Below are 25,312 nucleotides of genomic sequence, written 5' to 3' on the forward strand. Positions count from 1 at the left end.
GCGGGTTGCGGGCATGACGGCTCCTGTCAGCGTTCACTCGAATGGCGGGTCCACAGGGATGAACAGGGAGGAACGGGAGGTGCGGGGAGACGGGTGCGGAGGTGTACCGCAGGAGCCTTCCCACGGTTCTCGGGTGGGCAATCCGGTGCTTTGTTAACTACTCGGACGTAGCTCCGGGGACAAGGGCGCCGACCGGACAAGAAAGAGCCCCGCCTCGGAGGGCGGGGCTCGCTCGGACGGCCGCGTCAGCGGTGCGGAGACGCGTCCGGTTCCTCCGCGTCCGTGGACCACACCTGCCAGGGCTGGCGGGCCACCCACTCCTCCACCGGAGCCGGCTCCAGGCCGAGGACCTCCGACGACACCCCGTCGTCGTCCGACATCAGCAGCGGATCCGCGCCGCCCGCCATGTAGTGGTAGATCCCCGCCACCCCGGCCGCCGTCGCCGGGCCGAGCAGCTGCGCCAGGCCCCGCTCGAAGACGGCCGGATCCAGCTCCTCGTACCGCACCGTCCGGCCGAGCCCCCGCCCGAAGGCCGCCGCCAGCTCGCGGCCCGTCAGGGCGCGGTCGCCGCCGATGTCGAAGGTCCGGCCCTCCAGACCCTCCCGGCCGAGTGCCGCGAGCGCCGCCTCCGCGAGGCCCCGGTGCGACAGCCAGGCCGTCCGCGCGGACTCAGGCAGCGGATAGGCGAGGACCCCGTCGTCGACGAGGGCCGGGCCGTTCCACGGAGAGAACAGGTTGTCCAGGTACACCGGCGGCCGGAGCACCACCATCGGCACCCCGCTGTCCCGCAGCACCCGCTCCGCGAGCCGGCGCGTCTCGAAGGCGGCGACATCCGTCGGGCCCAGCGGGATCCGGGTGTTGGCGTTGAAGACGAGCCGCTCCGTGCCCGCCGCGAGCGCGGCCTCCGCGATGTTCCGCGCGTACGCCTCCACCCGCGTCTCGTCGTACACGAGCGGCATCGTGACGAAGGCGTGGGTGGACCCCGCGAAGAGCCTCCGCACATCGCCCGGGACCCCCAGGTCGCCGGAGAGGAAGAAGGCGCCGGGGAGCGGCGGCCGGTCCGCCTCCGGGCGCCGGGTCAGGGTCCGCACCCGGTGGTGGCGCTCGGCGAGGAGACGGGCCACCGCGCCGCCCTGGAAGCCGGTCGCGCCCACGACCGCCACCCGCATCGGAAACTCACTGGACATGTGTGTCTGAGGCCCTTCGATAGGCTGTCACCGCTGTCGTACCGGCGTCCCTCCAGGCTCGCCGCGGCGGCTTCGGCCGTTCAATTAACAAACCGGGGCGGAAGTTGAAGGATCGTCCATGGAAACCGTGGGAACCGACCGTCACGACCAGAGCGACCCCCTCGACGTGTGCGAACACGAGGACCTGCTGAGCGAACTCCTCAAACCCCTCCGGCTCACCGGAGTCTTCGACAGCCGCTGGCACGTCCGCGCGCCCTGGGCCATCGAGGGGGACGCCGAACGCAGCTGCGCCGTCCTCCACTACGTCGTCGAGGGCGAGTGCTGGATCACCGCCGAAGGGGAGACCCCCCTCGGGCTCCACGCCGGCGATCTCGTCGTCTTCCCCACCGGAGCCGCGCACCGTCTCTCCGACCGGCCCGACCGCCAGGGCGTCCCGCTCAAGGCCGTCCTGCCCGAACGGCAGCCCGGCACCTCCGGCGAGATCGTCATCGACGGCAGCGGACCCGAGAGCCGCCTCCTGTGCGCCGGGCTTCACTACGACGCCAGCGCCGCCACCGGCCTCTACACCTCCCTGCCCTGGGCCCTCGTCCTCGACGCCCCCCAGGTCGACCGGGAACCGCTGCTCCGCGACACCCTCCGGCTGCTCGCCGCCCCCGACCGGCCCGTCGGCCCCGGAGACCGGCTCATCACCCTCCGCGCCTTCGAGATGGCGCTCGTCCTCGCCCTGCGCCCGCTGCTCCGCGAGCTCGCCGGGAAACCGGCCTCGCTGCCGCTGCTCCGCCACCCCGGGATCAGCCGGGCGGTGGTCATGATGGCGACCCGGTTCGCCGACCCCTGGACGATCGACTCCCTGGCCCGCGAGGTCGGCATGTCCCGCTCCGCGTTCACCGCCGCCTTCCGCGAACTCGTGGGCGAGTCCCCGGCCCGTTACCTCGCCGCCCGCCGCATGCAGGAGGCCGGCCGGCTCCTCGCCGAGACCTCCCTGCCGCAGTCGGCGGTGCCCGCCCGCGTCGGCTACCGCAGCGCCGTCGGCTTCCACCTCGCCTTCCGCAAGTGGTTCGGGGTGACCCCCGGCGAGTACCGGGCGGGGGAGGCCAGGGCCGCCTGACCCGCCCGACCTGACATCTTCGGGAGCCCCTGGACGGTTCTTAAGGACCCGTGGACGGACGTTCATTGTCCGGCCCGGGTGCCCCGTACAGGCTCGGGACCGGCACAGCCGTGACACCCGAGGAGAGGCGATACACCGGTGACGAGGTCCGGGCAGGAGTATCTGGAGGGACTGCGCGACGGGCGCGAGATCTGGCTCGACGGGGAGCGGGTCAAGGACGTCACCGCCCATCCCGCCTTCCGGGCCTCCGCGGCCTCCTTCGCCGGTCTGTACGACCTCGCCGACGACCCCGTCCACCACCCCGTCCTCGTCCAGGGCGGGGTCCGCCGCGCCTGCGCGGTGCCCCGCTCCTACGAGGACCTCGTCGCCCGCCGCCGCGCCTTCCGCACCACCGCGGAGGCCAGCTACGGCTACCTGGGCCGCACCCCCGACTACATGGCCGCCGGCGCGGCCGGGTTCGCCGCCGCTCCCGCCGTCTTCACCGGCGAGACCTTCGACGGCGCCGAGCACGCCCTCGCCTTCCACCGCCGGCTCGCCGAGGGAGACCTGCACACCGCGTTCACGCTCACCAACCCGGCCTCCGGACACGGCGAGGACGACCTCACCCTCAGGGTCGTCGGGGAACGCGACGGCGGGATCGTCGTCCGCGGCGCCAAGACCATCGGGACCGGCGCCGTCTTCGCCGACGAGCTCCTCGTCGGCACCATCGAGCCGCTCGCCGCCGACGACACCGAGCACGCCGTGACCTTCTCCGTACGGCTCGACACCCCCGGCCTCAAGCTGATCTCCCGCACCTCCTACGAGGAACGCGCCCGGTCCGTCTTCGACCACCCGCTCTCCTCCCGGTACGACGAGAACGACGCGATGCTCGTCTGCGAGGACGTCCTCGTCCCGTGGGAACGGGTCCTCACCTACCGGGATCCGGCCACCACCGGCGCGATCTGGTGGCAGACCCCCGCCTACCTCAACTTCGTCCACCAGTCCGCCACCCGCTTCTGGACCAAGCTGGAGTTCCTCACCGGCCTCGCGATCCTCCTCACCCGCTCGAACGGCACCGGGAACCTGCCGGCCGTCACCCAGGCCATCGGCCGGCTCCTCGGCATGGTCGCCCAGGCCAAGGCGTTCGTACTGGCCGCCGAGGCCTCGTACGAGGAGGTCGACGGCGGGCGCGGCGGCGTCCGCCCCGGGCGGGAGATCTCCTTCGCCCAGCGGATCATGGCCGGCGAGCTCTACCCGCGCGCCGTCCAGGACATCAAGCTCCTCGCCGGCGGCGCCCTCGTCCAGCTCCCCGCGAGCGGCCGCGACCTCCTCCACCCCGAACTCGGGCCGCTGGTCCGCCGCTACTTCGGGGCGCCCGGCCACCCCGCCGAAGACCGCGTCAAACTCCTCAAACTCGCCTGGGACGCGCTCGGTTCGGAGTTCGCGGGCCGCCACGAGCAGTACGAGCGCTTCTACCACGGCGCCCCGCACGTCTACCTGACCATGCAGACCTGGGCCGGCGCGGCGGAGGAGTGCGAAAGCCTCGCCCAGTCCTGCCTCGACGGCTACGGCCTGGGGACGACCCGGTGACGACCCCACCACCGGGCCCGCGGCGCGGGGCACTCGCCCTGCTCGCCTCCACCCAGCTCCTCCTGATCATGGACACCGCGATCGTCAACGTCGCGCTGCCCTCCGTCGGCGAGGACCTCGGCTCCGGCTCCGCCGGCCTCTCCTGGGTCGCCAACGCCTACCTCATCACCTTCGGCGGACTCCTTCTCCTCGGCGGACGCGTCGCCGACCTCCTCGGCCACCGGCGGGTCTTCCTCGGCGGCCTCGGCCTGCTCGCCGTCGCCTCCGCCGCCGGTGGTCTCGCCCCCGGCGCCGGCGCCCTCGTAGCGGCCCGCGCCGCCCAGGGCGCCGGGGCCGCCCTCGCCGCGGCCGCCGCCTTCGCCCTGCTGCTCCTGCTCTTCCCCGACGGCCCCGCCCGGCACAAGGCCCTCGGCGCCTTCGCCGCCATGGGCGGCCTCGGCGGCGTCCTCGGCACGGTCCTCGGCGGCGTCCTCACCGACCTCCTCGGCTGGCGCGCCACGTTCTGGCTGAACGTGCTCCTCGCCGCCGTCCTCGCGCTCGCCGCCGCCGCCGTCCTCGACCCGCGCACCGGGCGGGCGTCCCGAGGGGGCTTCGACCTCACCGGGGCGCTCACCGCGACCGCCGGGCTCGGCCTCGTCGCCTACGCCCTCGTCGGCGGCGCCGAGGCCGGATGGCTCTCCACCCGCACCCTCGGCGCGGGCGGCGCGGGCCTGGCGCTGCTGTTCGCCTTCGCCGCCGTCGAGACCCGGGCCGCCGCCCCGCTCGTCCCGCCCCCGGTCCTCGCCCGGCCCGCGCTCCGCCTGGCCAACGCCCTCGCCGCGCTCGCCCAGACCACGCTGTTCCCGATGTTCTTCCTGGTGAGCCTCTACCTCCAGAGCGTCCTCGGGTACGGTCCCCTCGGCGGCGGCCTCGGACTCCTGCCGCTCTCCCTCGTCGTCGTCGCGGTCGCCCCGCAGACCGGCCGGATCATCTTCCGTATCGGCCTCCACCGCGCCATGACCCTCGGCTTCGTCCTGCTGTGCGCCGGAACCCTCTGGCTGGCCCTCGCGCTCACCCCCGGCGGCACCTTCGCGAGCACCGTCCTCACCCCCAGCCTCCTGATCGGCGCCGCCCTCCCGCTGGTCATGGTCACCACCAACGTGGCCGCCACGGCCGACGCCGCGCCCGAGGAGGCCGGACTCGCCTCCGGACTCGTCAACACCGCCCAGCAGTTCGGCTCCGTCCTCGGCCTCGCCGTCCTGGTGGCCGTCGCCACCACCCGTACCCGGGCGGCGGACGCGGCCCGGGCCGCCGCCGAGACCGCCGGCTTCCGGGCCGCCCTCCTCACGGGCGCGGCCTTCGCCGCCCTGGCCGCCCTCCTCTCCGTACGCCTGCACCTCCCGGAGCGGGCCCCGGCGGCGGAGGACCGGGTGCCCGATCCGTACTGACCCCACCGGCCCTGCCCCCCATCCCCACGACCACCCGGCCAGTGAGCCGAAGCGGCGCACCCGCGCCCCGGAGGCGAACCGAGCCCCAAGAAGAAGGAGCGCTGCCTTGCTCGGCGACCCGCGTCATCTGACCGAGGACATACGCGCCGCCGACCCGCTCGGCGCCGACGCCCTGCTCGCGGCGGTGCCCGCGCTGAACGCGCGGGCCGACACGGCCGCGCTGGCCGTCGCCCTGCGCGCCCTGCTGCCCGAGCCCGAGCGGGCCGCGCAGTGGAGCGTCGGCGGCGCGCTGGCCGCGATGCGGGACCTCGGCATCCTGCTCGGCTCCCTGAAACGGCACGGCGTGCAGCCGCTCGCCGCGGTCCCCGAGGCGCTGCCCGTCCTGGAACTCCTGGGCCGGCGCACGGACATGGTCCCCCGGGACACCGTCCACCACTACACGACCTGGAACCCGCCGGGCCCCCGCCGCCGCACCTACACCGGCCACCCGACCGAGGCCCGCCTCCAGGACGCGGTGCGGATGGTGTTCCCGGGACTCGTCGCGGCCCTCGACGACTGCGCCCGGGTCGCCCGCCTCGAACCGTACGACCCCGGCTTCGCCACCGCCCTCCACCGGATCGCCGGCCACGTCCGCGCCATGGTGGACGCCATCGACCTCACGGTCGCGCAGGTCCCGCCCGAGTACTTCGCGCTCACCCTCCGTCCCTACTTCGAGGAGGTCGAGATCGCGGGCCGCGACTACCTGGGCCCGGCCGCCGCACAGGTCCCCCTCTGGCTCGTCGACCTGACCCTGTGGCAGTGCGACCGCTCCGATCCCGCCTACGACGCCTTCCTCACCGAGTCCCTGCCCTACGCCCTGCCGTCCTGGCGCGCCTTCCACACCCGGCACCGGGGCGGGATCTCCGCCGTCAGCAAGCTGTCGGCGGCGGTCAGCTGGGAGGGCGCCGACCGGCTGCCGCCCGCGCTCGCCGCCTCGGCCGAGGCGCTCGGCCGCGTCCTGCGGACCCTGAAGACCTTCCGGGCCCGGCACCTCGGCATCGCCCGCAAGGCGTACAGCGAGGACGTCCGCCTGTACGAGGAGGGCAGCGGCGGGGCCCCCGTCGTGCTGCTGCGCTCGATCCTGGACCTGACCAGGGAGAACGAGACCATGGTGCGCCGCGCGACCGCGCGGCGCCGTCCCGCCGCGGCGCCCGTCGGCCCGGCCGCGTAACCGCGCGAAGGAGCAGTCGACATGTCCCCCCACACCGACACGTACCCCGGGCACAGCCCCCACATCGTGATCGCCGGCGGCGGCATCGCCGGGCTCACCGCCGCCCTCGCCCTGCACGCCGCCGGATTCGAGCGGGTGACGGTCGTCGAGGCCGCGGCGGCCATCCGCCCCGCCGGCGCCGGACTCAACCTGATGCCGAACGCCGTCCGCGAACTCGACGCGCTCGGCCTGCTCGACGCCCTGGAGGCGGGCGCCCTGCGCACCCGCGAGCTGCGCTACTACCACCGCTCGGGCGGACTGATAACCCGGGAACCACGCGGCCTCGGCGCCGGCTACCGCTGGCCCCAGCTGTCGGTCCACCGCGGCCACCTCCAGCAGGTCCTGGCCGGCGCCGTCCGCGCCCGGCTCGGCACCGCGGCCCTCGTCACCGGCGTCAAGGTGACCAGCGTCGAACTGCTCCCCGACGGGCGGCCCCGCCTGCGCCTCGAACACCGCGAAGGAGCCGTCCGGGGCCGGGCCTCCCTCGAACCGGACGTCCTCGTCGGCGCCGACGGCATCCGCTCCGCCGTCCGGGCCGCACTGAACCCGGCGGAGGGAGGGCCCCCGTGGAACGGGATGCTCGTGTGGCGGGGGGTGTCCCGGATGCCCGCGCGGGCCGTGGGCTCCTTCATGCTCATCGCCGGCGACGACCGGCAGAAGGCCGTGGTCTACCCCATGAGCCGGCCCACCGGCCCCGGCCGCGAGGTCCTCGTGAACTGGGCGCTCGCCCGCCCCGCCGACACCCCCCGCGCCGCCTGCGAGGAGCGCCTGCGGGGCGACTGGAACCGCGCCGTCCCCGTAGAGACCTTCCTCCCGTACTACACGGGCTGGGAGTTCGACGGCGTCAGCGTCCCCGCCGTCCTGCGCGCCGCCGACACCGCCCACGAATACCCGATGGTCGACCGCGACCCCCTCGACCGGTGGACCCACGGCCGCACCACCCTCATCGGCGACGCCGCCCACGCCATGTACCCCATCGGCTCCAACGGGGCGACCCAGTCGATCGTCGACGCCCGCGCCCTCGCCCACGCCCTCGCCCTCCACGCCGACCCCGCCGAGGGACTCGCCGCCTACGAGCGCGAGCGCCGGCCCGCCATGACCGCGCTCCAGCGGGCCAACCGGGAACTCGGACCCGAGGTCGTCATCAACCTCGCCCATGCGCGCGCCCCGCACGGCTTCACCGACATCCACCAGGTCATCCCCGCCGAGGAACTCGCCACCATCGCCGACCGGTACGCCACCACCGGAGCCTTCGACCCGGCCACCGTCAACCAGGGCTCCCCGTACGAGACCGTCGTCCCGGCCCCCTGACGCCCCGTGGCCCGCCGCGGCGCAGTCCTCTAACGTCGGAGCGGCACGCCGGGCGCACAGCGTGGTGCGCCCACTCCGCTCCGTACTCGCCTGCGAAGGTGGACAACGTGAAGGCAATCCGTCGATTCACCGTGCGTCCCGTCCTCCCCGACACCCTTCGACCCCTCGCCGGCCTCGCGCACAACCTGCGCTGGTCCTGGCACGAGCCCACCCGGGCGCTCTTCGACTCCCTCGCGCCCGAAGGCCTGACCGGCGCCGACCCCGTCCGCGTCCTCGGCGCCCTGGAACGGCCCCGGCTCGCCGCGCTCGCCGCCGACCAGGAGTTCCTGGCCCGGCTGAGCGCCGCCGCCGAGGACCTCGACCGTTATCTGCACGCCCCCCGCTGGTACCAGGACCGGACCGGCGAAGCCCCGGCCGCCGTCGCCTACTTTTCGCCCGAGTTCGGCGTCGCCGCCGCCCTGCCCCAGTACTCCGGCGGCCTCGGCATCCTCGCCGGCGACCACCTCAAGTCCGCGAGCGACCTCGGCGTCCCTCTGATCGGCGTCGGACTGCTCTACCGCCACGGCTACTTCCGGCAGTCCCTGGGCCGGGACGGCTGGCAGCAGGAGCAGTACCCCGTCCTCGACCCCGGCGAGCTGCCCGTCACCCTGCTCCGCGAGGCCGACGGCGCCCCCGCCCGGATCACCCTCGCCCTGCCCGGCGGCCGCAGCCTCCACGCCCACCTGTGGATCGCCCGGGTCGGTCGCGTCCCCCTCCTCATGCTCGACTCCGACGTCGAGGAGAACGCCCCCGGCGAACGGAGCGTCACCGACCGGCTCTACGGCGGCGGCAGCGAGCACCGGCTCCTCCAGGAGATGCTCCTCGGCATCGGCGGCGTCCGCGCCGTCCGCACCTACACCCGGCTCACCGGCCACCCCGCGCCCGAGGTCTTCCACACCAACGAGGGCCACGCCGGCTTCCTCGGACTCGAACGCGTCCGCGAACTCCTGGGCGAGGGACTGGACTTCGACAGCGCCCTGGAGACCGTCCGGGCCGGGACCGTCTTCACCACCCACACCCCCGTCCCGGCCGGCATCGACCGCTTCGACCGGGCCCTCGTCGCCCGCCACCTCGGCGACGACGGCGCCCTGCCCGGGGTCGACCTCGGCCGGATCCTCGCCCTCGGCGACGAGACCCCGCTCGGCGGCGAGCCGGGCGTCTTCAACATGGCCGCCATGGGCCTGCGCCTCGCCCAGCGCGCCAACGGCGTCTCCACCCTCCACGGCGCCGTCAGCCGCTCCATGTTCGCCGGACTCTGGCCGGGCTTCGACGCCGACGAGGTGCCGATCACCTCCATCACCAACGGCGTCCACGCCCCCACCTGGGTCGCCCCCGAGGTCGGCCTGCTCCCACCCGACGCCGGCGACCGGGAGCTGTGGGAGCTGCGCCGCACCCTCCGCGAACGGCTCGTCGCCGACGTACGGGACCGGCTGCGGGCCTCCTGGCGGCAGCGCGGCGCGGCCGCCGCCGAACTCGGCTGGACCGAGTCCGTCCTCGACCCCGACGTCCTCACCATCGGTTTCGCCCGCCGCGTCCCCTCGTACAAGCGGCTCACCCTGATGCTGCGGGACAAGGACCGGCTGCGGGCACTCCTGCTCCACCCCGAGCGGCCGGTGCAGCTCGTCGTCGCGGGCAAGGCCCACCCCGCCGACGACGGCGGGAAGCGGCTCGTGCAGGAACTCGTCCGGTTCGCCGACGACCCCCGCGTCCGGCACCGGATCGTCTTCCTGCCCGACTACGGCATGGAGATGGCCCGCGGCCTCTACCCCGGCTGCGACATCTGGCTCAACAACCCCCTGCGCCCCCTGGAGGCGTGCGGCACCAGCGGCATGAAGGCCGCCCTCAACGGCTGCCTCAACCTATCCGTCCTCGACGGCTGGTGGGACGAGTGGTTCGAGCCCGACTTCGGCTGGGCCATCCCCACCGCCGACGGCGCGGCCGCCGCCGACGAGGACCGCCGCGACGACCTGGAGGCCGCCGCCCTCTACGAGCTGATCGAGCGCCGGGTCGCCCCCCGCTTCTACGACCGGGGCCCCGACGGCGTGCCGTCCGGCTGGACGGCCATGGTCCGGCGCACCCTCGCCGACCTCGGCCCGAAGGTGCTCGCCGACCGGATGGTCCGCGAGTACGTCGAGAAGCTGTACGTGCCCGCCGCCGCCGCCCGCCGGGCCCTCACCCCGGACCGGGCGCGGGACCTCGCCGCCTGGAAGGCCCGGGTCCGGGAGGCCTGGCCCAAGGTGACCGTCGACCACGTCGAGGTCGGCGACGGCCTCGCGGACGACCTCGCCGACGCGGAGCTGGGCGCGACACCCGTCGTCCGGGTCCGGGTGACGCTCGGTGCGCTCGGCCCCGACGACGTCGAGGTGCAGGCCGTCACCGGCCGGGTCGACGCCGACGACACCCTCGCCGCCACCCGTACCGTCACCCTCAAGCCGGCGGGCGGCCCCGACCTGGAGGGCCGGCTGCCCTACGCGGGCACCCTGGAGCTCGACCGGACGGGCTCCTTCGGCTGCACGGTCCGCGTCCTGCCCGCCCACCCGCTGCTCGCCCAGCCGGCCGAACTCGGCCTCGCGGCCCTGCCGTCGGAGACGACGGGGGAGGGGGCGGGGGTCCTGCTGAGGTAGCCGCCTCACGGGCCCCCGGCACCAGGGATCCCCCCGTCACGGCACCTCGGCCTTGTCGGCGAGGTGCCCGTCGACGAAGCAGAGCCGGTACACCGGGATCGCGGCCGGCATCGTGGCCCGGTAGCACCGGCATTCGTCCCTGCCGCGCGGCTCCGCGGGGGCGCGCCGGACCCTGATCATGCGGTCCGGGGTAGGCGGGTACGCGGACGCGCGGGCGCCCGGAGGGAAGGATCCCTCCGGGCGCCCGCTCCCGTGTGGTGTGGCTTACGGGAAGGTCAGCTTGAAGCTGTTGATGTAGCCGGTGTCGATCGACGCCTTGTCCTGGACGCGGAGCTTCCAGACGCCGTTGGCGACCTCGGAGGAGGCGTTCACGGTGTAGGTCTGGTTGATGTTGTCCGCGCTGCCGCCGGCCCGGTTGCTCAGGTTGTAGACGGAGCCGTCGGGGGCGATGAGGTCGACGATCAGGTCACCGATGTAGGTGTGGACGATGTCCACGCCGACCTTGAGCGTCGACGGCGCGTTGCCGCTGACGCCGGAGACGGTCAGCGACGAGGTCACCGCGGCGCCGTTGTCCGGGATGGAGACGTCGGCGTCGTTGGTGAAGACCGTGCCGCCGCCGGGGCCGCCGGGGCGGGAGCCGACGTTGATGGCGGCCCAGGCGTTCTCGACGGCCGCGACCTCGGCGCTGCCGGCGCCGTACAGCTCGGTGGCCGCCGCGACGGTGCCCGTGCGGGCTCCGGCGTAGTTGGTCGACGAGCCGAACTTGGTGGTGAGCGCCTTGAACCAGATGAGGCGGGCCTTGTCGATGCCTATGCCGGTGACCGGCAGGCCGTCGGAGGTCGGCGAGTCGTAGTTCACGCCGTTGACGGTCTTGGCGCCGCTGCCCTCGGAGAGCAGGTAGAAGAAGTGGTTCGCCGGGCCCGAGGAGTAGTGGACGTCGATGGAGCCGATGCCCGAGTACCACGAGTCCTTGGACGAGCCGTCCCTGCTCGGCTTGTCCATGTAGCGCAGCGGGGAGCCGTCGCCGCGGATGTCGATCTTCTCGCCGACGAGGTAGTCGCCCTTGTCGTTGGCGTTGTTGGCGTAGAACTCGACCGCCGCCGCGAAGATGTCCGAGGTGGCCTCGTTGAGGCCGCCGGACTCGCCGCTGTAGACCAGGCCGGCGGTGTTCGAGGTGACGCCGTGCGTCATCTCGTGCGCGGCCACGTCGATGGAGGTGAGCGGCTTGGTGTTGCCGGAGCCGTCGCCGTACGTCATGCAGAAGCAGGAGTCGGACCAGAAGGCGTTCACGTACGCGTTGCCGTAGTGGACGCGGGAGTACGCGCCGACGCCGTCACCGCGGATGCCGGTGCGGCCGTGGACGTTCTTGTAGTAGTCCCACGTGAGGGCGGCGCCGTAGTGCGCGTCGGCGCCCGCGGTCTCCTTGTTGGAGGGGAGGCCGTTGCCCCACGTGTCCGTGGTGTTGGTGAACAGCGTCCCGGTGCCCGACGTACCGCCGTTGAGGTTGTACGTCTTGTGGTTGCCGCGGCCGGTGTCGGTCAGCGAGTACGAGGGCGCGGTGCCGAGGGTCACCTGGCCGCTGTACATCGTGTTGCCGATGCCGGTCTCGATGGCCTGCCACTCGTAGAGCTTCGCGCCGGTCCTGGCGTCCGTCACCACGTGCAGCTCGTTCGGGGTGCCGTCGTGCTGGAGGCCGCCGACGACGGTCTCGTACGCGAGGACGGGCGCGCCCTGGGCCATCCACACGACCTTGCGCGGGGCGCGGTCGGCGGTGGCCTTCTTCGAGCCCTCCGCGGCGGCGCGGCCCAGGGCCTGCTTCTCGGCGGCGGCCGGGGCGACGTCGGCGGCGAGGTCGACGTTCTTGAGCTCGGCGCGGTTGGACTTGATGACCCCGGTGGTGGCGCCGGCCTTGGACTCGGCGACGATCAGGTCACCGCCGAGGACGGGGAGTCCGGCGTAGGTGCGCTCGTAGCGCGTGTGGGTCGTGCCGTCGCGGTCCTGGACGACGTCGCGGACGACGAGCTTCTCCTGGGCGCCGAGGCCGAGGGACTTGGCCGTGGCGGCCTTGTCGGCGTCGGCCGCCTTGATGAGCGCGGCGCGCTCGGCGGGGGAGAGGTCGGCCGGGAGCTTGCCGGGGTTGGCCTTGCCGGCGGACAGAGCCGCGGGGGCCGCGGCGAAGGTGTCGGCCGAGGCGGCTCCGGACTGGACGCCGACGGTGAGCATGGCGGCGGCGGCGATCAGAGCGCCGGTCGCGGTGGCGCGACGGCTGGGCGTGGATCTCACGCAGACTCCTTATGCGAGGGGGGTACCGGCGGACCTGGGTGAGCCCGTCCGGGCGGAGCAAGGAGAGCTGTGGAGCACGTGCACGTGACGCGGAACCCCGTGCGAGCGGCACCTCACCCCTTCGGGTGCGGCGCTACTCGTTCGGGTGAAGCGGTGAACTTTGATGCGAAGAACCGGGGAGAGAGTGACAGGAATGTCGGGGACCTGTCAGGACCGCGTCGGGAAGTTGGCCGGAAATCGTCCGCTGCCCGTACGGTCGTGTTCGTTAACCGGACGTTTCCCCGATCATGGCCGCGATGCCGTCCAGCGTTCGGCGGAGCCCGAATTCGAAGAGCGCTTCCAGGTCCAGACCGAAGCCCCCGCCGCTGGTGACCGCCGTCAGCTCCGGGTACGAGCCGGCTGCCTGGATCGCGTCGAAGCGTGGCTCATTCTGTTCCATCCACTCACCGTCGGAGATCCCCGTGTCCTGGCGCGCCTGCTCCTCCAGGTCGTCCGCCATCGACAGGCCCTGGACGTAGGCGAAGATCGACAGGTGGGCGTGGAGCTTGTCCGTGGAGGACAGGGGCGTTCCCCTGAGCGCCCGCAGGATCCACTCCGTGTACCTCATCGCGTTCCGCGTCGCCACCGGCCGCGTGAACGACGCCATCGCGTGCGCCATCCACCGGTGCCGGGCGTACACCCCCCGCAGCCAGCGCGCCCCCTGCTCCAGGCCCGTCCGCCAGTCCGCGGGCACCGGCCCCAACGGCACCTCGCCGCACGCCGCGTCCGCGATCAGCCGCACCAGCTCCGCCTTGCCCGGCACATGCCGGTACAGCGCCATCGTCGAGGTGTTCAGGGCGGTCGCGACCCGGCGCATCGTCAGCGCGTTCAGGCCCTCGGCGTCCGCCAGTTCGAGCGCCGCCCGGACGATCCGGGGCCGGGTCAGCGCCGGACCCGCCGCCCGCCGCGCCGGCTCCGCCACCAGCGTGCCCACCCCCGGCTCCACCCGGACCAGGCCCTCCTGGCGCAGCGCCGCCAGCGCCTTCGTGGCCGTCGCCATCGCCACGCCCCACTCCCGGGTGATCGCCCGCGTCGACGGCACCCGGTCGCCCGGGGCCAGCTCCCCGGTGCGGACGCGGCGCCGGATCTCGGCGGCGATGGCCAGGTAGGGCGGTTCCGTCGTCATGGGGTGGCAGCGTACTAGTGCACCCTGACGGTGTACACGGGCCCGAACTGGGACTTCATGGGCGCGGGTTGGGGTGTACTAGGGCGTTCGTGGCGTCGTACGCCCGGTGTTGCTTCGCTCCTCGTATGACAGTCACCCACGACCCCGCGACGGCCCCCGGGCCCGCCCGCGCCGGACGGCGCGAATGGACCGCCCTCGGCGTCCTCATGCTCCCGCTCCTCCTCGTCTCCATGGACGTCTCCGTCCTCTACTTCGCGATCCCCTCCATCGCCGCCGACCTCCGGCCCGGAGCGACCCAGCAGCTGTGGATCCTCGACATGTACGGCTTCGTGCTCGCCGGACTCCTCGTCACCATGGGCGCCCTCGGCGACCGCGTCGGGCGCCGCAAGCTCCTCCTCGGCGGCGCCGCCCTCTTCGGCGCCGCCTCCTGCGCCGCCGCCTACGCCCACAGCCCCGGCACCCTCATCGGCGCCCGCGCGCTCCTCGGCGTCGCCGGCGCCTGCCTCATGCCGTCCACCCTCGCCCTGATCCGCACCCTCTTCCAGGACCCGGCGCAGCGCACCAAGGCCGTCACCCTGTGGACCACCGTCATGGCGAGCGGCATCTCCCTCGGACCCGTCGTCAGCGGCGCGCTCCTGGAGCGCTTCTGGTGGGGCTCCGTGTTCCTCCTCAACCTGCCCGCCATGGCCCTGCTGCTCGTCCTCGCACCGCTGCTCGTGCCCGAGTCCAGGAGCCGCGCCGGCGGCGGGCGGTTCGACCTCGCCAGTGCCGTGCTCTCCCTCGGCGCCCTGCTCCCGGTCATCCACGGCGTCAAGGAGCTCGCCAAGAACGGGTGGGCCCCCGTGCCCGCTCTCGGGGTGGCCGCCGGGCTGCTCCTCGGCGTCGTCTTCGTACGCCGGCAGGCACGGCTCTCCCACCCCATGGTCGACCTGCGGCTCGTCCGCACCCCGGCCTACGGCGGCTCGCTCCTCGTCAACCTGCTCGCCATGGCCGCGACCGTCGGCTTCGCCGTCTTCCTCACCCAGTACCTCCAGTCCGTCCTCGGCCAGAGCCCCCTGGAAGCGGCCCTGTGGAGCCTGGTCCCCACCGGCGGCGTCATGGCCGCCGCGCCCCTCGCCGCCGTGCTCGCGCGACGGATCGACCGGGCGTACGTCATGGGCGGCGGGTTCCTCGTCTCCGCCGCGGGCTTCGCCTGGCTGGTGACCGTCGACCGCGCCACGCCCCTCTGGGTGGTCCTCGTGGGCAGCGCCGTCTACGCCGCCGGGCTCGTCTCCGCGATGACCCTCGCCAACGAACTGGCCCTCGGCGCCGCGCCGCCCGAGCAGGCCGGCGCGGCCGCCGCCGTCCTCGAAGCCGGCAGCGAACTCGGCGGCGCGCTCGGCATGGCGGTCCTCGGCTCCGTGGGGGCCGCCGTCTACACCTCCGCGATGCCCTCATGGGCCCCGCCCGCCGCCCGCGAGACGCTCGGTGGGGCCCTGACCTCCTCGCCCCCGGTCCTCGCCACCGCCCGCACCGCCTTCACCGAGGCACTCACCGGGGCCGCCGGCGGCGCGGCACTCCTCATGGTCCTGGCGTCGGCCCTGTGCCTCGCCCTGCTGCGGCGGGCTCAGGGCCCGTCCGGCGGGTCGTGATCAGGTCCTCGGATCAGCCCACCAGGCTGTCGCGCCAGGCCTGGTGCAGGCCCGCGTAGTGGCCCTCGCCCTTCACCAGGGCCGACGGGGGGCCGTCCTCGACGATGCGGCCCGACTCCATCACCAGGACGCGGTCCGCCACTTCGACCGTGGACAGGCGGTGGGCGATGACCACCGCCGTACGGCCCGCGAGGACCGTGTCCATCGCCCGCTGCACCGCCCGCTCGCCCGGTACGTCCAGGGAGCTCGTCGCCTCGTCCAGGATCAGGACCGCGGGGTCCGCGAGGAGGGCGCGGGCGAAGGCGACCAGTTGGCGCTGGCCGGCGGAGATCCGGCCGCCGCGCTTGCGGACGTCCGTGTCGTAGCCGTCCGGGAGCGTGGAGATGAACTCGTGCGCCCCGATCGCCTTCGCCGCCTCCTCGATCTCGGCCCGGGTGGCGTCCGGGCGGCCGATCGCGATGTTGTCCGCGACCGTGCCCGAGAAGAGGAAGGCCTCCTGGGTGACCATCACGATCCCGCGCCGCAGGTCCGGTGTCGTGAGGTCGCGGAGGTCCACGCCGTCGAGCCGTACGTGACCCTCGGTCGGGTCGTAGAACCGGGCCAGGAGCTTCGCGAGGGTCGACTTGCCCGCGCCCGTCGCGCCCACCACCGCCACCGTCTGGCCCGCCGGGATCGTCAGGTCGAAGCGGGGCAGGACCTCGCCGCCCGTCCGGTACGCGAACCGCACACCCTCGAAGACGACCTCCCTGCCGGGAGTACCCGAGCGGTGGGGGAGCTCCCGGGGCGCGGTGGTCTCCGGGACCCCCGGTTCCTGGGCGAGCAGGCCGGCGATCTTGGTGAGGGACGCGGCCGCCGACTCGTACGAGTTCAGGAACATGCCGAGGCGGTCGATCGGGTCGTACAGGCGCCGCATGTACAGCACCGCCGCCGCCAGGACGCCCAGTTCCAGCGTCCCGGCCGCCACCCGGTAGGCACCCCAGAGACACATGCCGGCCACCGCCGTGTTCGCCACCAGGCGGGAGCCGACGACGTAACGGGCCATTTCGAGGAGGGCGTCGCCGTTGCTGCGCTCGTGGCGGTGGTTGAGCCGCGCGAACTCCGCGTCGTTCACCTTCTCCCGGCGGAACGCGCGGACCGGCCGGATGCCGTTCATCGTCTCCGCGAACTTCACGATCACACCCGCGATGGCCGTGGACCGCTCCGCGTACACCTCGCCCGCGCGCCGCTGGTAGAGCCGGATCAGGAGGTGGAGGGGGAGGAAGGAGGCGACCGCCACCGCGCCGATGCCCCAGTCCAGCCAGAGCAGGATCAGGGAGATCGACGCGAAGGAGAGGACCACGCCGATCAGTTCCTGGAGGCCCTCCGAGAGCAGTTCGCGCAGCGACTCGACGTCCGTCGTCGAGCGGGAGATCAACCGGCCCGAGGTGTACCGCTCGTGGAAGTCCACGCTCAGCAGCTGCGCGTGCCGGAAGATCCGGCCGCGCAGGTCGAGCAGCACGTCCTGGTTGACGCGGGCCGCCCCGCGCACGAAGGCGTACTGGAGGGCGCCCGACAGGGTGGCGCAGAGGAGATAGCCCAGTCCCACGGCGACGACCGGGCCTTGGTCACCCGCGCGGAAGGCCGGGACGCCCCGGTCGATGGCGTACGCGACGATCAGCGGGCCCGCCTGCAGCGCCGCCTCCCTGAGGAGGAGGATCAGGGCCGCCAGCACGACCCGGGCCCGGTGGGCGGCGAGGAGGGAGCGGAGCAGGGCCCCCGTCGCTCCCGGGGGCGTGGGCAGGTCGTCGCGGTCGAAGGGGTCGGACGGTCCGGCCGGGGCCTTCTCCTCCGCCGTCTCCACGAGCGTGGTGTCCGTCATCGGTTCTCGTCCCCCTCGCCGGACATCAGCCAGGCGTACTCGGCGCTGCCGCGCAGCAGTTCCTGATGGGTGCCCACGGCCGCGATCCGGCCCCGCGAGAGCAGCGCGACCCGGTCGGCGAGCATCACCGTCGACGGGCGGTGCGCCACGACCAGGGCCGTCGTCTCCTTGAGGACCTCCCGCAGGGCCGCCTCGACCCGGGCCTCGGTGTGGACGTCGAGCGCGGAGAGCGGGTCGTCCAGGACGAGGAACCGGGGCCTGCCGACCACCGCGCGGGCCAGGGCGAGCCGCTGCCGCTGACCGCCCGAGAGGCTGAGGCCCTGCTCGCCGACCTGGGTCGCGGTGCCGTCCGGGAGGCGGTCGACGAAGCCGTCCGCCTGCGCGACGCCCAGGGCGCGCCGCAGCTCGGGCTCGCCGGCTCCGTCCGCGCCCATCAGGACGTTCTCGCCGACGCTCGCCGAGAACAGCGTCGGCTCCTCGAACGCCACGGAGACGAGGGAGCGGAGCTTCTCCCGCTCCATGAGGGCGATGTCCTCGCCGTCGAGGAGGATCCGGCCGGCCGTCGCCTCGTGCAGCCGGGGGACGAGCGCCGTGAGGGTCGTCTTGCCGGAGCCCGTCCCGCCGACGAGGGCCAGGGTCTCGCCGGGGCGGATGTGGAGGTCGATGCCGTCGAGGACGGGCGGCGCGTCCTCGGGAGCGTCCGGGTAGCGGAAGGTGACACCCTCGAAGCGGACCCCGTCGGGCGCGCTGCGCCCGGGGTCGGGGGCGGGGCCGTCCTGGGCGCGGCGGCCCGTCTCCGGCTCCTCCTCGGCGTCCATCACCTCGAAGTAGCGTTCCGTCGCGGTCGCCGCCTCCTGGGACATCGCGAGGAGGAAGCCGATCGACTCGACGGGCCAGCGCAGCGCCAGGGCCGTCGACAGGAACGCGACGAGGGTGCCCGCCGACAGGTGACCGTCGGCGACCTGCACCGTGCCGAGCACGAGGGTGGCGCCGATGGCCAGTTCCGGTACGACGGTGATGACCGCCCAGATCATGGCGAGCAGCCGCGCCTTGACGAGCTCCGTGCCCCGGAGGTCCCGGGCGAGTTCGCGGAAGGCGTGCGCCTGGCTGCGGTGACGGCCGAAGCCCTTCACGATCCGGATGCCGAGGACGCTCTCCTCGACGACCGTCGTCAGGTCGCCGACCTGGTCCTGGGCCGTTCGCGCCACCACCCCGTACCGGCGCTCGAAGAGATTGCTGACGATCACGAGGGGGATGACGGGCGTGAGGAGCACCAGGCCGAGAGACCAGTCCTGGGCCAGCAGGAGGACGTATCCGGCGAGGATCGTCACGGCGTTGACCAGCAGGAAGGTCAGCGGGAAGGCCAGGAACATCCGGACCAGCATGAGGTCCGTCGTCCCGCGCGAGAGCAGCTGTCCGGAGGCCCACCGGTCGTGGAAGGCGATCGGGAGCCGCTGGAGCCTGCCGTACAGCTCGGCCCGCATCCGCGCCTCCACGGAGGACAGCGGCCGCGCCACCAGCCAGCGGCGGAAGCCGAACAGGACGGCCTCGGCGACCCCCAGGAGCAGCAGATAGAGCGCCCCGAGCCAGACGCCCCCGGGATCCCGGTCCGCGACGGGCCCGTCCACCAGCCACTTCAGGACGAGCGGGATGACGAGCGACAGACAGGAGGCGACGATCGCGACGACCGCGGCCGTGAACAGCCGTCCCCGCACGGGCCGCACGTACGGCCAGAGACGGAGCAGGACGCGGACCGTCGAGCGGTCGGGGCGCGGGGGGTTCGGTTTCTCGGGCATCAGGTCCGACCATACGGTTCACCACTGACGCGTCTCATCCGGTTTTCGGACCCGGCCGGCCTTGACCCGCCGAAGCCGCACGTCGGAGACTTGCGCGACCCCACAGGGGGCCAGGCGCAAGGGGCACCACACATGACCACACTCGACGACTACGGCGACCGCTGCGAGCAGCTCTACCTCGCCGGCGGCATGGCGGCCGTCCGGCGGGCCGCCCAGGAGGGCCTCGACGAGCTCGGCCCCCACCCGGACCTGTACTGCTGGCTCGCGCTCGGCCACACCGCGGAGGACGAGGACGACCACGACGACGAAGCCGAGAAGGCCTTCCGCGCCGGCCTCGCCCTCGACGCCGACCACCTCGGCCTCCTCGCCGGATACACCGAGCTGTGCCTGCGCGCCGACGACTTCGACCACCCGGGCCGCGCCGTCCGAGCCGTCGCCCTCTCCCGGCGCCTGAAGGAGCTGGACCCCGGGTCCGCCGAGGCCGGCCGGGTCGCCGCCGCCGAACGCTGGGCCCGCCGCGGCTACTGGGACGACCTGCGGATGAACCTCGCGCGCGAGACCGTCGCCACCCGGCAGACCCACGCCGCGACGGTGACCCAGGCCCGTGCCCTCACCGACGCCCTCGCGAAGGACGGCGGCGGCACGGCCCTGGCCGCCGCCCGGGCGGCCGAGGCCGCCGACCCGGCGGACCGCGAGGCCGCCGTGCGCGCCGCGATGCTCGACACCCTCGCGGGCCCCTGGGACGCACCCGTACGCCTCCTCGGGCGCTATCGTCCCGCCGTCTGGGCGGTCTCGGTCCTCCTGGTCTTCGTCACCAACCAGTTCCTCCGCCAGACCGGCGTCGTGGACTCGTTCAGCGTCTGGGGCTACCTGTGGCTGATCCCGGTCCTCCTGGTCGACCGACGCTTCGCTGCCGTCCGCAAGGACGCCGAGGCCCGCCACCTCGCCCGGCTCGAAGCGGAACTCGCCGTCCCGCGTGACGGCGCCCGGGACTGAACGGACGCCCCGGAGCCGTACGCCCGCACCCGCCGCCGGCCGTGGGCTCTCACCCCCTCACCCGCAGCAGCACCACCGACCGGGCTCCCACCGTGAGCGTCCCGCCGCCCGGGTGGAGGGAGCCCGGCGGCTCCGACTGGTCCTCCCGCGCCGTGTCCACGACCAGTTCGTACGACTCCGCCCACGGGGGGCCCGGCAGCCGGAACTCCAGGGGGCGGGGGCCGGCGTGCAGGACGGCGAGGAAGCTGTCGTCGGTGATCTGCTCGCCCCGCGCGTCCCGGCCGGGGATGTCCCGGCCCGACAGGTAGAGGCCGAGCGTGGCCGTGGGCGCGTACCAGTCCCGCTCCGTCATCTCGGTGCCCTCGGCGGTGAACCAGGCCAGGTCCCGCAGCCCGTCCGCGCCCTGCGGCCGGCCGGAGAAGAAGGCCCGGCGGCGCAGCACCGGGTGACGGTGGCGCAGGTCGAGCAGCCGCCGGGACAGGGCCAGCAGCTCGCCCCGGCCGGGGTCGTCCGGCAGCGACCAGTCGAGCCAGCTCAGCTCGTTGTCCTGGCAGTACGCGTTGTTGTTGCCGCCCTGGGTGCGGCCCATCTCGTCGCCGGCGACGAGCATCGGCACCCCGGTGGAGAGGAGGAGGGTGGTCAGCAGGTTGCGCTGCTGGCGCAGGCGCAGCTCCCGGACCTCCGGATCGTCCGTCTCGCCCTCCGTTCCGCAGTTCCAGGAGCGGTTGTCGTGGGTGCCGTCCCGGTTGCCCTCGCCGTTGGCCTCGTTGTGCTTGCGCTCGTACGTGACGAGGTCCCGCAGGGTGAAGCCGTCGTGGGCGGTGACGAAGTTGACGGAGGCGTACGGCCGGCGCCCGCCCCAGGCGTACAGGTCGCTGGAGCCGGACAGCCGGTAGCCGAGGTCCCGCACGTCAGGCAGCGCCCCGCGCCAGAAGTCCCGCACGGCGTCCCGGTAGCGGTCGTTCCACTCGGTCCAGAGCGGCGGGAAGGCGCCCACCTGGTAACCGCCGTTGCCGACGTCCCAGGGCTCCGCGATGAGCTTCACCCGGCGCAGGACCGGATCCTGGGCGATGACCGCGAGGAAGGGGGAGAGCATGTCGACGTCGTGGAAGGAGCGGGCGAGGGCCGCCGCCAGGTCGAAGCGGAAGCCGTCGACGCCCATCTCGGTCACCCAGTACCGCAGCGAGTCGGTGATGAGGCGGAGGACCTGCGGCTGCACCACGTGGAGCGTGTTGCCGCAGCCCGTGTAGTCGGCGTACCGGCGGGCGTCGGACTGGAGCCGGTAGTAGCCGCGGTTGTCGATGCCCTTGAGGGAGAGCGTCGGGCCCAGCTCGCCGGCCTCCGCCGTGTGGTTGTAGACGACGTCGAGGATGACCTCGATCCCGGCCGCGTGCAGCGCCCGCACCATCCGCTTGAACTCGCCGACCTGCTGCCCCGCCGTCCCGGAGGAGGAGTAGCCGGCGTGCGGGGCGAAGTAGCCGACGGAGTTGTAGCCCCAGTAGTTGCGCAGCCCGCGCCGCAGGAGGTGGTCCTCGTGCGCGAACTGGTGCACCGGGAGGAGTTCGACCGCCGTCACCCCGAGGCGTACGAGATGGTCGATCGCGGCCGGGTGCGCCAGCCCCGCGTACGTGCCCCGGAGCTGCTCCGGGATGCCGGGGTGCAGCTTCGTGAAGCCCTTGACGTGCAGCTCGTAGATGACCGAGTCCTGCCAGGGCGTCTTGGGTCTGCGGTCGTCGGACCAGTCGTCGTCGTCATGGACGACGACCCCCTTCGGGACGTGCGGGGCGGAGTCCCGTTCGTCGCGGACGGTGTCGGCCACGTGCTGCTGCGGCCAGTCCCGGACGTGCCCGTACACCTCGGGCGGCAGCGCGAAGTCGCCGTCGACGGCCCGCGCGTACGGATCGAGGAGCAGCTTCGCCGGGTTCCAGCGGGCGCCCGTCCACGGGTCCCACCGGCCGTGCACCCGGTAGCCGTACCGCTGCCCCGGACCGACGCCCGGCACGAAGCCGTGCCAGATCTCGTGCGTCAGCTCGGTCAGCGGAACGCGCGTCTCCGTCCCGTCGGCGCCGAAGAGACACAGCTCCACGGCCTCCGCCCCGCCCGCCCAGAGGGCGAAGTTGGTGCCCGCCACCCCGTCGGGGCCGACCCGGCAGCGGGCCCCGAGGGGGGTCGGCGCCCCCGGCCACACCACCGGCCCGGCCCGCTCCAGGGCATGCTCCTCCACCGCCTCCTGCTCGGCTGCGCTCGCCACCGTTCCGGCCTCCCGCGGCTCGTCGGGCACGCACCAGCGGGAGCGCCGGCGTCCCGGCCGCCGCTCCCGCACGTGGTTCTCCCCTTGTTCTGCCCGCACGGCCGTGCTCCCAACATGCCCCGCACGCACGTTTCCCCTGGAGGGTGGCCGTCGTTGGGCTGGGCGTGAGACTTGTACTGAAGCGGGCGAGGTACGCGCTGGCGACGGCGGCACTGATGGCGGGCCTCGTGGGCTGCTCCGGCGCGGACGGCGGAGGGGGCGTCGGCATCAGTCTGCCGGGCAAGGCGCGGGCCCCCGGCGACGTCATCCGGGTGAGCCCGGAGGACGGCAGCCGGGCGGTGCCGGCCGGCGGGCCCGTCGAGGTGAGGGTCGACAGCGGACGGCTCGAACGGGTGACCGTCGTCCAGGTCGAGGACGGACGCAGGGCCGAGGTCGCCGGGGAGATCTCACCGGACGGACTGCGCTGGCGGCCCCGGCCGCGCACCCGGCTCGCGCTGGCCGCCAAGTACAGCGTGGACGCCGTCGCGCTCGACGGGCACGGGCGCCGCTCCGCCCGGCACACCACCTTCACCACCGTCGTCCCCGAGTCCCGCTTCATCGGCTACTTCAAACCGGAGAACCGTTCCACGGTCGGCACCGGCATGATCGTCTCCTTCGGCTTCAACCGGCCGATCGAGAACAGGGCCGAGGTCGAGCGCGCCATCCGCGTCACCTCGGAGCCGCCGGTCGAGGTCGTCGGGCACTGGTTCGGCAAGGAGCGGCTCGACTTCCGGCCCGCCGCGTACTGGCGGCCCGGCACGAGGGTCACCGTCGAGCTCGGCCTGCGGGACGTCGAGGGGGCACCCGGGGTGTACGGCATCCAGCGCAAGAAGGTCGGCTTCACCGTCGGCCGCTCCCAGGTCTCCCTGGTGGACGCCGAGGCGCACACGATGGAGGTCCGGCGGGACGGCGAGGTCCTCGCCACCGTGCCGATCACGGCGGGCGCGCCGAAGACCACCACGTACAACGGGAAGATGGTCGTGACCGAGCTGTACGACGTGACCCGGATGGACGGCAGGACGGTCGGCTTCGGCGGAGAGTACGACATCAAGGACGTGCCGCACGCGATGCGCCTCACCGACTCGGGGACCTTCCTGCACGGCAACTACTGGGCCGCGGCCTCCACGTTCGGCTCCGCCAACGTCAGCCACGGCTGCGTGGGCCTGAGGGACGAGAAGGGCGGCAGCGCGGACTCGCCCGCGGGCTGGTTCTTCGACCGCACGCTCGTCGGCGACGTGGTGGAAGTGGTCAACTCCCGCGACAGGGAGGTCGCTCCCGACAACGGCCTCGGCGGCTGGAACCTGGTGTGGGACGCGTGGAGGGCCGGCTCCGCGCTGCACTGAATCCGGGCGTCCCCGTACCACGTCGACTGGTGCCGAACGGTGACATTCGCGAGGATCTTTCGTGTCCTGCGGTGTGATTGTCTAGCGCTGTGTGCGCGAGTGGATGCGCACGGGGGTGGGGCCACGGCAGTGCCGGGCCGTGCGAGGGGAGAAGACCACAGTGAACGGGCAGCCGATATCGGGGGCATCGGTAGGGGCGACGGGGCGGCGCGGCCGACGCGGGGGCGTCAGGCTGCAGGCCCTGGCGGCGGGGGCGCTGCTCCTGGTCCTGACCGCGTGCGGCGGCGGTGAGACCGCCGGCGGCGGTACGGGGGGACAGGGCCCGGCGGCCCAGGGCGGGGGGAAGCAGGAGAACGCGGCCTCCCAGGCGGTCGTGACGATCCTTCCGAAGGACGGCGCCGACTCGGTCGCCACCAGCGGAGCACTCAAGATCACCGCGACGCAGGGCAAGCTGACCACGGTCGAGGTCGCCGACTCCAAGGGCGAGAAGATCGAGGGCAGGATCGCCGCGGACGGCGCCAGCTGGTCGCCGACCGCGCACCTGGCCGCGGCCACCCAGTACAAGGTCCACGCGATCGCGAAGGACGCGGACGGCCGCGAGTCGGCGAAGGACACCACCTTCACCACGCTGGTCCCGAAGAACACCTTCATCGGCCACTACACGCCCGAGGACGGCTCGACCGTCGGCGTCGGCATGCCGGTCTCCATCAACTTCACGCGGGGCATCACCGACCCGGAGGCCGTCGAGAAGGCCATCAAGGTGACCGCCGTCCCGGCGGTGAAGATCGAGGGCCACTGGTTCGGCAACGACCGGCTCGACTTCCGTCCCGAGGAGTACTGGGCCGCCGGCACCAAGGTCACGGTCGCGCTGAACCTGGACGGCGTCGAGGGCCGCCCGGGCGTCTACGGCAAGCAGAAGAAGTCCATCTCCTTCACCATCGGCCGCCGTCAGGTCTCCACCGTCGACGCGAGCGCCAAGACGATGAAGGTCGAGCGGGACGGCGCCGTCATCAAGACGCTGCCGATCACGGCGGGGGCGCCGTCCACGACCACGTACAACGGTCAGATGGTCATCAGCGAGAAGTACAAGGTGACCCGGATGAACGGCGCCACCGTCGGCTTCGGCGGCGAGTACGACATCAAGGACGTGCCGCACGCGATGCGACTGTCCAACTCGGGCACCTTCGTCCACGGCAACTACTGGGCCTCCGCGTCCACCTTCGGCTCGGCCAACGTCAGCCACGGCTGCGTCGGGCTCCAGGACCAGCGGGGCGCGGGCGACAGCTCGATGCCCGCGGCCTGGTTCTACGACAGCTCGATCATCGGCGACGTCGTGATCGTGAAGAACTCCAAGGACAAGCAGATCGCCCCGGAGAACGGCCTCAACGGCTGGAACATGGACTGGTCGGAGTGGATCGCGTAACCGTACGCGACGG

Annotated in this window: 17 protein-coding genes; 10 read left to right on the forward strand and 7 right to left on the reverse strand. The window is 73.5% G+C overall.

What is annotated here, in order from left to right; translation table 11 throughout:
* Positions 1–245: 245 nt before the first annotated feature.
* Positions 246–1,187: an SDR family oxidoreductase gene (locus ACZ51I_RS17190; RefSeq protein WP_468876409.1), complete on the reverse strand. Its 942-nt coding sequence runs from the start codon at positions 1,185–1,187 to the stop codon at positions 246–248.
* Between the two features lie 118 nt (positions 1,188–1,305).
* Here ACZ51I_RS17190 and ACZ51I_RS17195 point away from each other — a divergent pair, with 118 nt between their 5' ends.
* From ACZ51I_RS17195 to glgP, 6 genes are all read left to right on the forward strand, one after another.
* A complete protein-coding gene (locus ACZ51I_RS17195) occupies positions 1,306–2,295 on the forward strand; it encodes an AraC family transcriptional regulator (RefSeq protein WP_468876411.1) in 990 nt (329 codons plus the stop codon).
* 138 nt (positions 2,296–2,433) lie between these two features.
* Positions 2,434–3,864: a 4-hydroxyphenylacetate 3-hydroxylase family protein gene (locus ACZ51I_RS17200; protein ID WP_468876413.1), complete on the forward strand. Its 1,431-nt coding sequence runs from the start codon at positions 2,434–2,436 to the stop codon at positions 3,862–3,864.
* On the forward strand, positions 3,861–5,291 hold the full coding sequence (locus tag ACZ51I_RS17205) for an MFS transporter (protein WP_468876415.1): 1,431 nt from the start codon (positions 3,861–3,863) through the stop codon (positions 5,289–5,291). The genes ACZ51I_RS17200 and ACZ51I_RS17205 overlap by 4 nt, the downstream gene beginning before the upstream one ends.
* 106 nt (positions 5,292–5,397) lie before the next feature.
* Entirely contained in the window at positions 5,398–6,501 is a 1,104-nt protein-coding gene (locus tag ACZ51I_RS17210; protein WP_468876417.1) for a monodechloroaminopyrrolnitrin synthase PrnB family protein, read from the forward strand.
* A 21-nt stretch (positions 6,502–6,522) separates the two neighbouring features.
* Positions 6,523–7,851, forward strand: coding sequence for an FAD-dependent monooxygenase (locus tag ACZ51I_RS17215; protein WP_468876419.1), 1,329 nt, complete (start codon positions 6,523–6,525; stop codon positions 7,849–7,851).
* 107 nt (positions 7,852–7,958) lie between these two features.
* Positions 7,959–10,514: an alpha-glucan family phosphorylase gene (gene glgP, locus ACZ51I_RS17220; protein WP_468876421.1), complete on the forward strand. Its 2,556-nt coding sequence runs from the start codon at positions 7,959–7,961 to the stop codon at positions 10,512–10,514.
* Between the two features lie 36 nt (positions 10,515–10,550).
* On the opposite strand, the gene ACZ51I_RS17225 is transcribed toward glgP, so the two are convergent.
* The 3 genes from ACZ51I_RS17225 to ACZ51I_RS17235 all read right to left on the reverse strand — a co-directional run bounded on the left by ACZ51I_RS17225 (position 10,551) and on the right by ACZ51I_RS17235 (position 13,962).
* On the reverse strand, positions 10,551–10,694 hold the full coding sequence (locus tag ACZ51I_RS17225) for a hypothetical protein (RefSeq protein ID WP_468876423.1): 144 nt from the start codon (positions 10,692–10,694) through the stop codon (positions 10,551–10,553).
* A gap of 84 nt (positions 10,695–10,778) precedes the next feature.
* On the reverse strand, positions 10,779–12,797 hold the full coding sequence (locus tag ACZ51I_RS17230) for a M4 family metallopeptidase (RefSeq protein WP_468876425.1): 2,019 nt from the start codon (positions 12,795–12,797) through the stop codon (positions 10,779–10,781).
* Between the two features lie 265 nt (positions 12,798–13,062).
* The gene (locus ACZ51I_RS17235) at positions 13,063–13,962 is read right to left on the reverse strand and encodes a TetR/AcrR family transcriptional regulator C-terminal domain-containing protein (protein ID WP_468876427.1); all 900 of its coding nucleotides are present in this window, start codon (positions 13,960–13,962) and stop codon (positions 13,063–13,065) included.
* A 125-nt stretch (positions 13,963–14,087) separates the two neighbouring features.
* Between ACZ51I_RS17235 and ACZ51I_RS17240 the strand changes: the two genes are divergently transcribed.
* Positions 14,088–15,593 carry an MFS transporter gene (locus ACZ51I_RS17240; protein WP_468876429.1) on the forward strand — a complete coding sequence of 502 codons (1,506 nt, stop codon included), beginning with the start codon at positions 14,088–14,090 and terminating at the stop codon, positions 15,591–15,593.
* Positions 15,594–15,606: 13 nt separating this feature from the next.
* Here the strand turns inward: ACZ51I_RS17240 and ACZ51I_RS17245 are convergent, their stop codons facing one another.
* Together ACZ51I_RS17245 and ACZ51I_RS17250 are read right to left on the reverse strand one after the other, a co-directional pair.
* On the reverse strand, positions 15,607–17,451 hold the full coding sequence (locus ACZ51I_RS17245) for an ABC transporter ATP-binding protein (RefSeq protein WP_468876431.1): 1,845 nt from the start codon (positions 17,449–17,451) through the stop codon (positions 15,607–15,609).
* The gene (locus ACZ51I_RS17250; RefSeq protein ID WP_468876433.1) at positions 17,448–19,247 is read right to left on the reverse strand and encodes an ABC transporter ATP-binding protein; all 1,800 of its coding nucleotides are present in this window, start codon (positions 19,245–19,247) and stop codon (positions 17,448–17,450) included. Before ACZ51I_RS17250 ends, ACZ51I_RS17245 begins: the two co-directional genes overlap by 4 nt.
* A gap of 132 nt (positions 19,248–19,379) precedes the next feature.
* Between ACZ51I_RS17250 and ACZ51I_RS17255 the strand changes: the two genes are divergently transcribed.
* Positions 19,380–20,243, forward strand: coding sequence for a hypothetical protein (locus tag ACZ51I_RS17255; protein ID WP_468876434.1), 864 nt, complete (start codon positions 19,380–19,382; stop codon positions 20,241–20,243).
* A gap of 49 nt (positions 20,244–20,292) precedes the next feature.
* Here ACZ51I_RS17255 and glgX read toward each other — a convergent pair whose 3' ends face one another.
* Entirely contained in the window at positions 20,293–22,494 is a 2,202-nt protein-coding gene (glgX, locus tag ACZ51I_RS17260) for a glycogen debranching protein GlgX (protein ID WP_468876848.1), read from the reverse strand.
* A gap of 164 nt (positions 22,495–22,658) precedes the next feature.
* Between glgX and ACZ51I_RS17265 the strand changes: the two genes are divergently transcribed.
* Positions 22,659–23,876, forward strand: coding sequence for a L,D-transpeptidase (locus ACZ51I_RS17265; RefSeq protein WP_468876436.1), 1,218 nt, complete (start codon positions 22,659–22,661; stop codon positions 23,874–23,876).
* 160 nt (positions 23,877–24,036) lie between these two features.
* The gene (locus ACZ51I_RS17270; protein WP_468876438.1) at positions 24,037–25,299 is read left to right on the forward strand and encodes a L,D-transpeptidase; all 1,263 of its coding nucleotides are present in this window, start codon (positions 24,037–24,039) and stop codon (positions 25,297–25,299) included.
* Positions 25,300–25,312: the final 13 nt, after the last annotated feature.

The sequence above is a fragment of the Streptomyces sp. NPDC034084 genome, from assembly GCF_055575535.1.

Excerpts from the sequence above, each read along its gene's own strand:
- ACZ51I_RS17190 (WP_468876409.1), bottom strand. The coding sequence starts at position 1,187 with ATGTCCAGTGAGTTTCCGATGCGGGTGGCGGTCGTGGGCGCGACCGGC.
- ACZ51I_RS17195 (WP_468876411.1), top strand. The coding sequence starts at position 1,306 with ATGGAAACCGTGGGAACCGACCGTCACGACCAGAGCGACCCCCTCGAC.
- ACZ51I_RS17215 (WP_468876419.1), top strand. The coding sequence starts at position 6,523 with ATGTCCCCCCACACCGACACGTACCCCGGGCACAGCCCCCACATCGTG.
- ACZ51I_RS17225 (WP_468876423.1), bottom strand. The coding sequence starts at position 10,694 with ATGATCAGGGTCCGGCGCGCCCCCGCGGAGCCGCGCGGCAGGGACGAA.
- ACZ51I_RS17235 (WP_468876427.1), bottom strand. The coding sequence starts at position 13,962 with ATGACGACGGAACCGCCCTACCTGGCCATCGCCGCCGAGATCCGGCGC.
- ACZ51I_RS17240 (WP_468876429.1), top strand. The coding sequence starts at position 14,088 with ATGACAGTCACCCACGACCCCGCGACGGCCCCCGGGCCCGCCCGCGCC.
- ACZ51I_RS17245 (WP_468876431.1), bottom strand. The coding sequence starts at position 17,451 with ATGACGGACACCACGCTCGTGGAGACGGCGGAGGAGAAGGCCCCGGCC.
- ACZ51I_RS17250 (WP_468876433.1), bottom strand. The coding sequence starts at position 19,247 with ATGCCCGAGAAACCGAACCCCCCGCGCCCCGACCGCTCGACGGTCCGC.
- ACZ51I_RS17255 (WP_468876434.1), top strand. The coding sequence starts at position 19,380 with ATGACCACACTCGACGACTACGGCGACCGCTGCGAGCAGCTCTACCTC.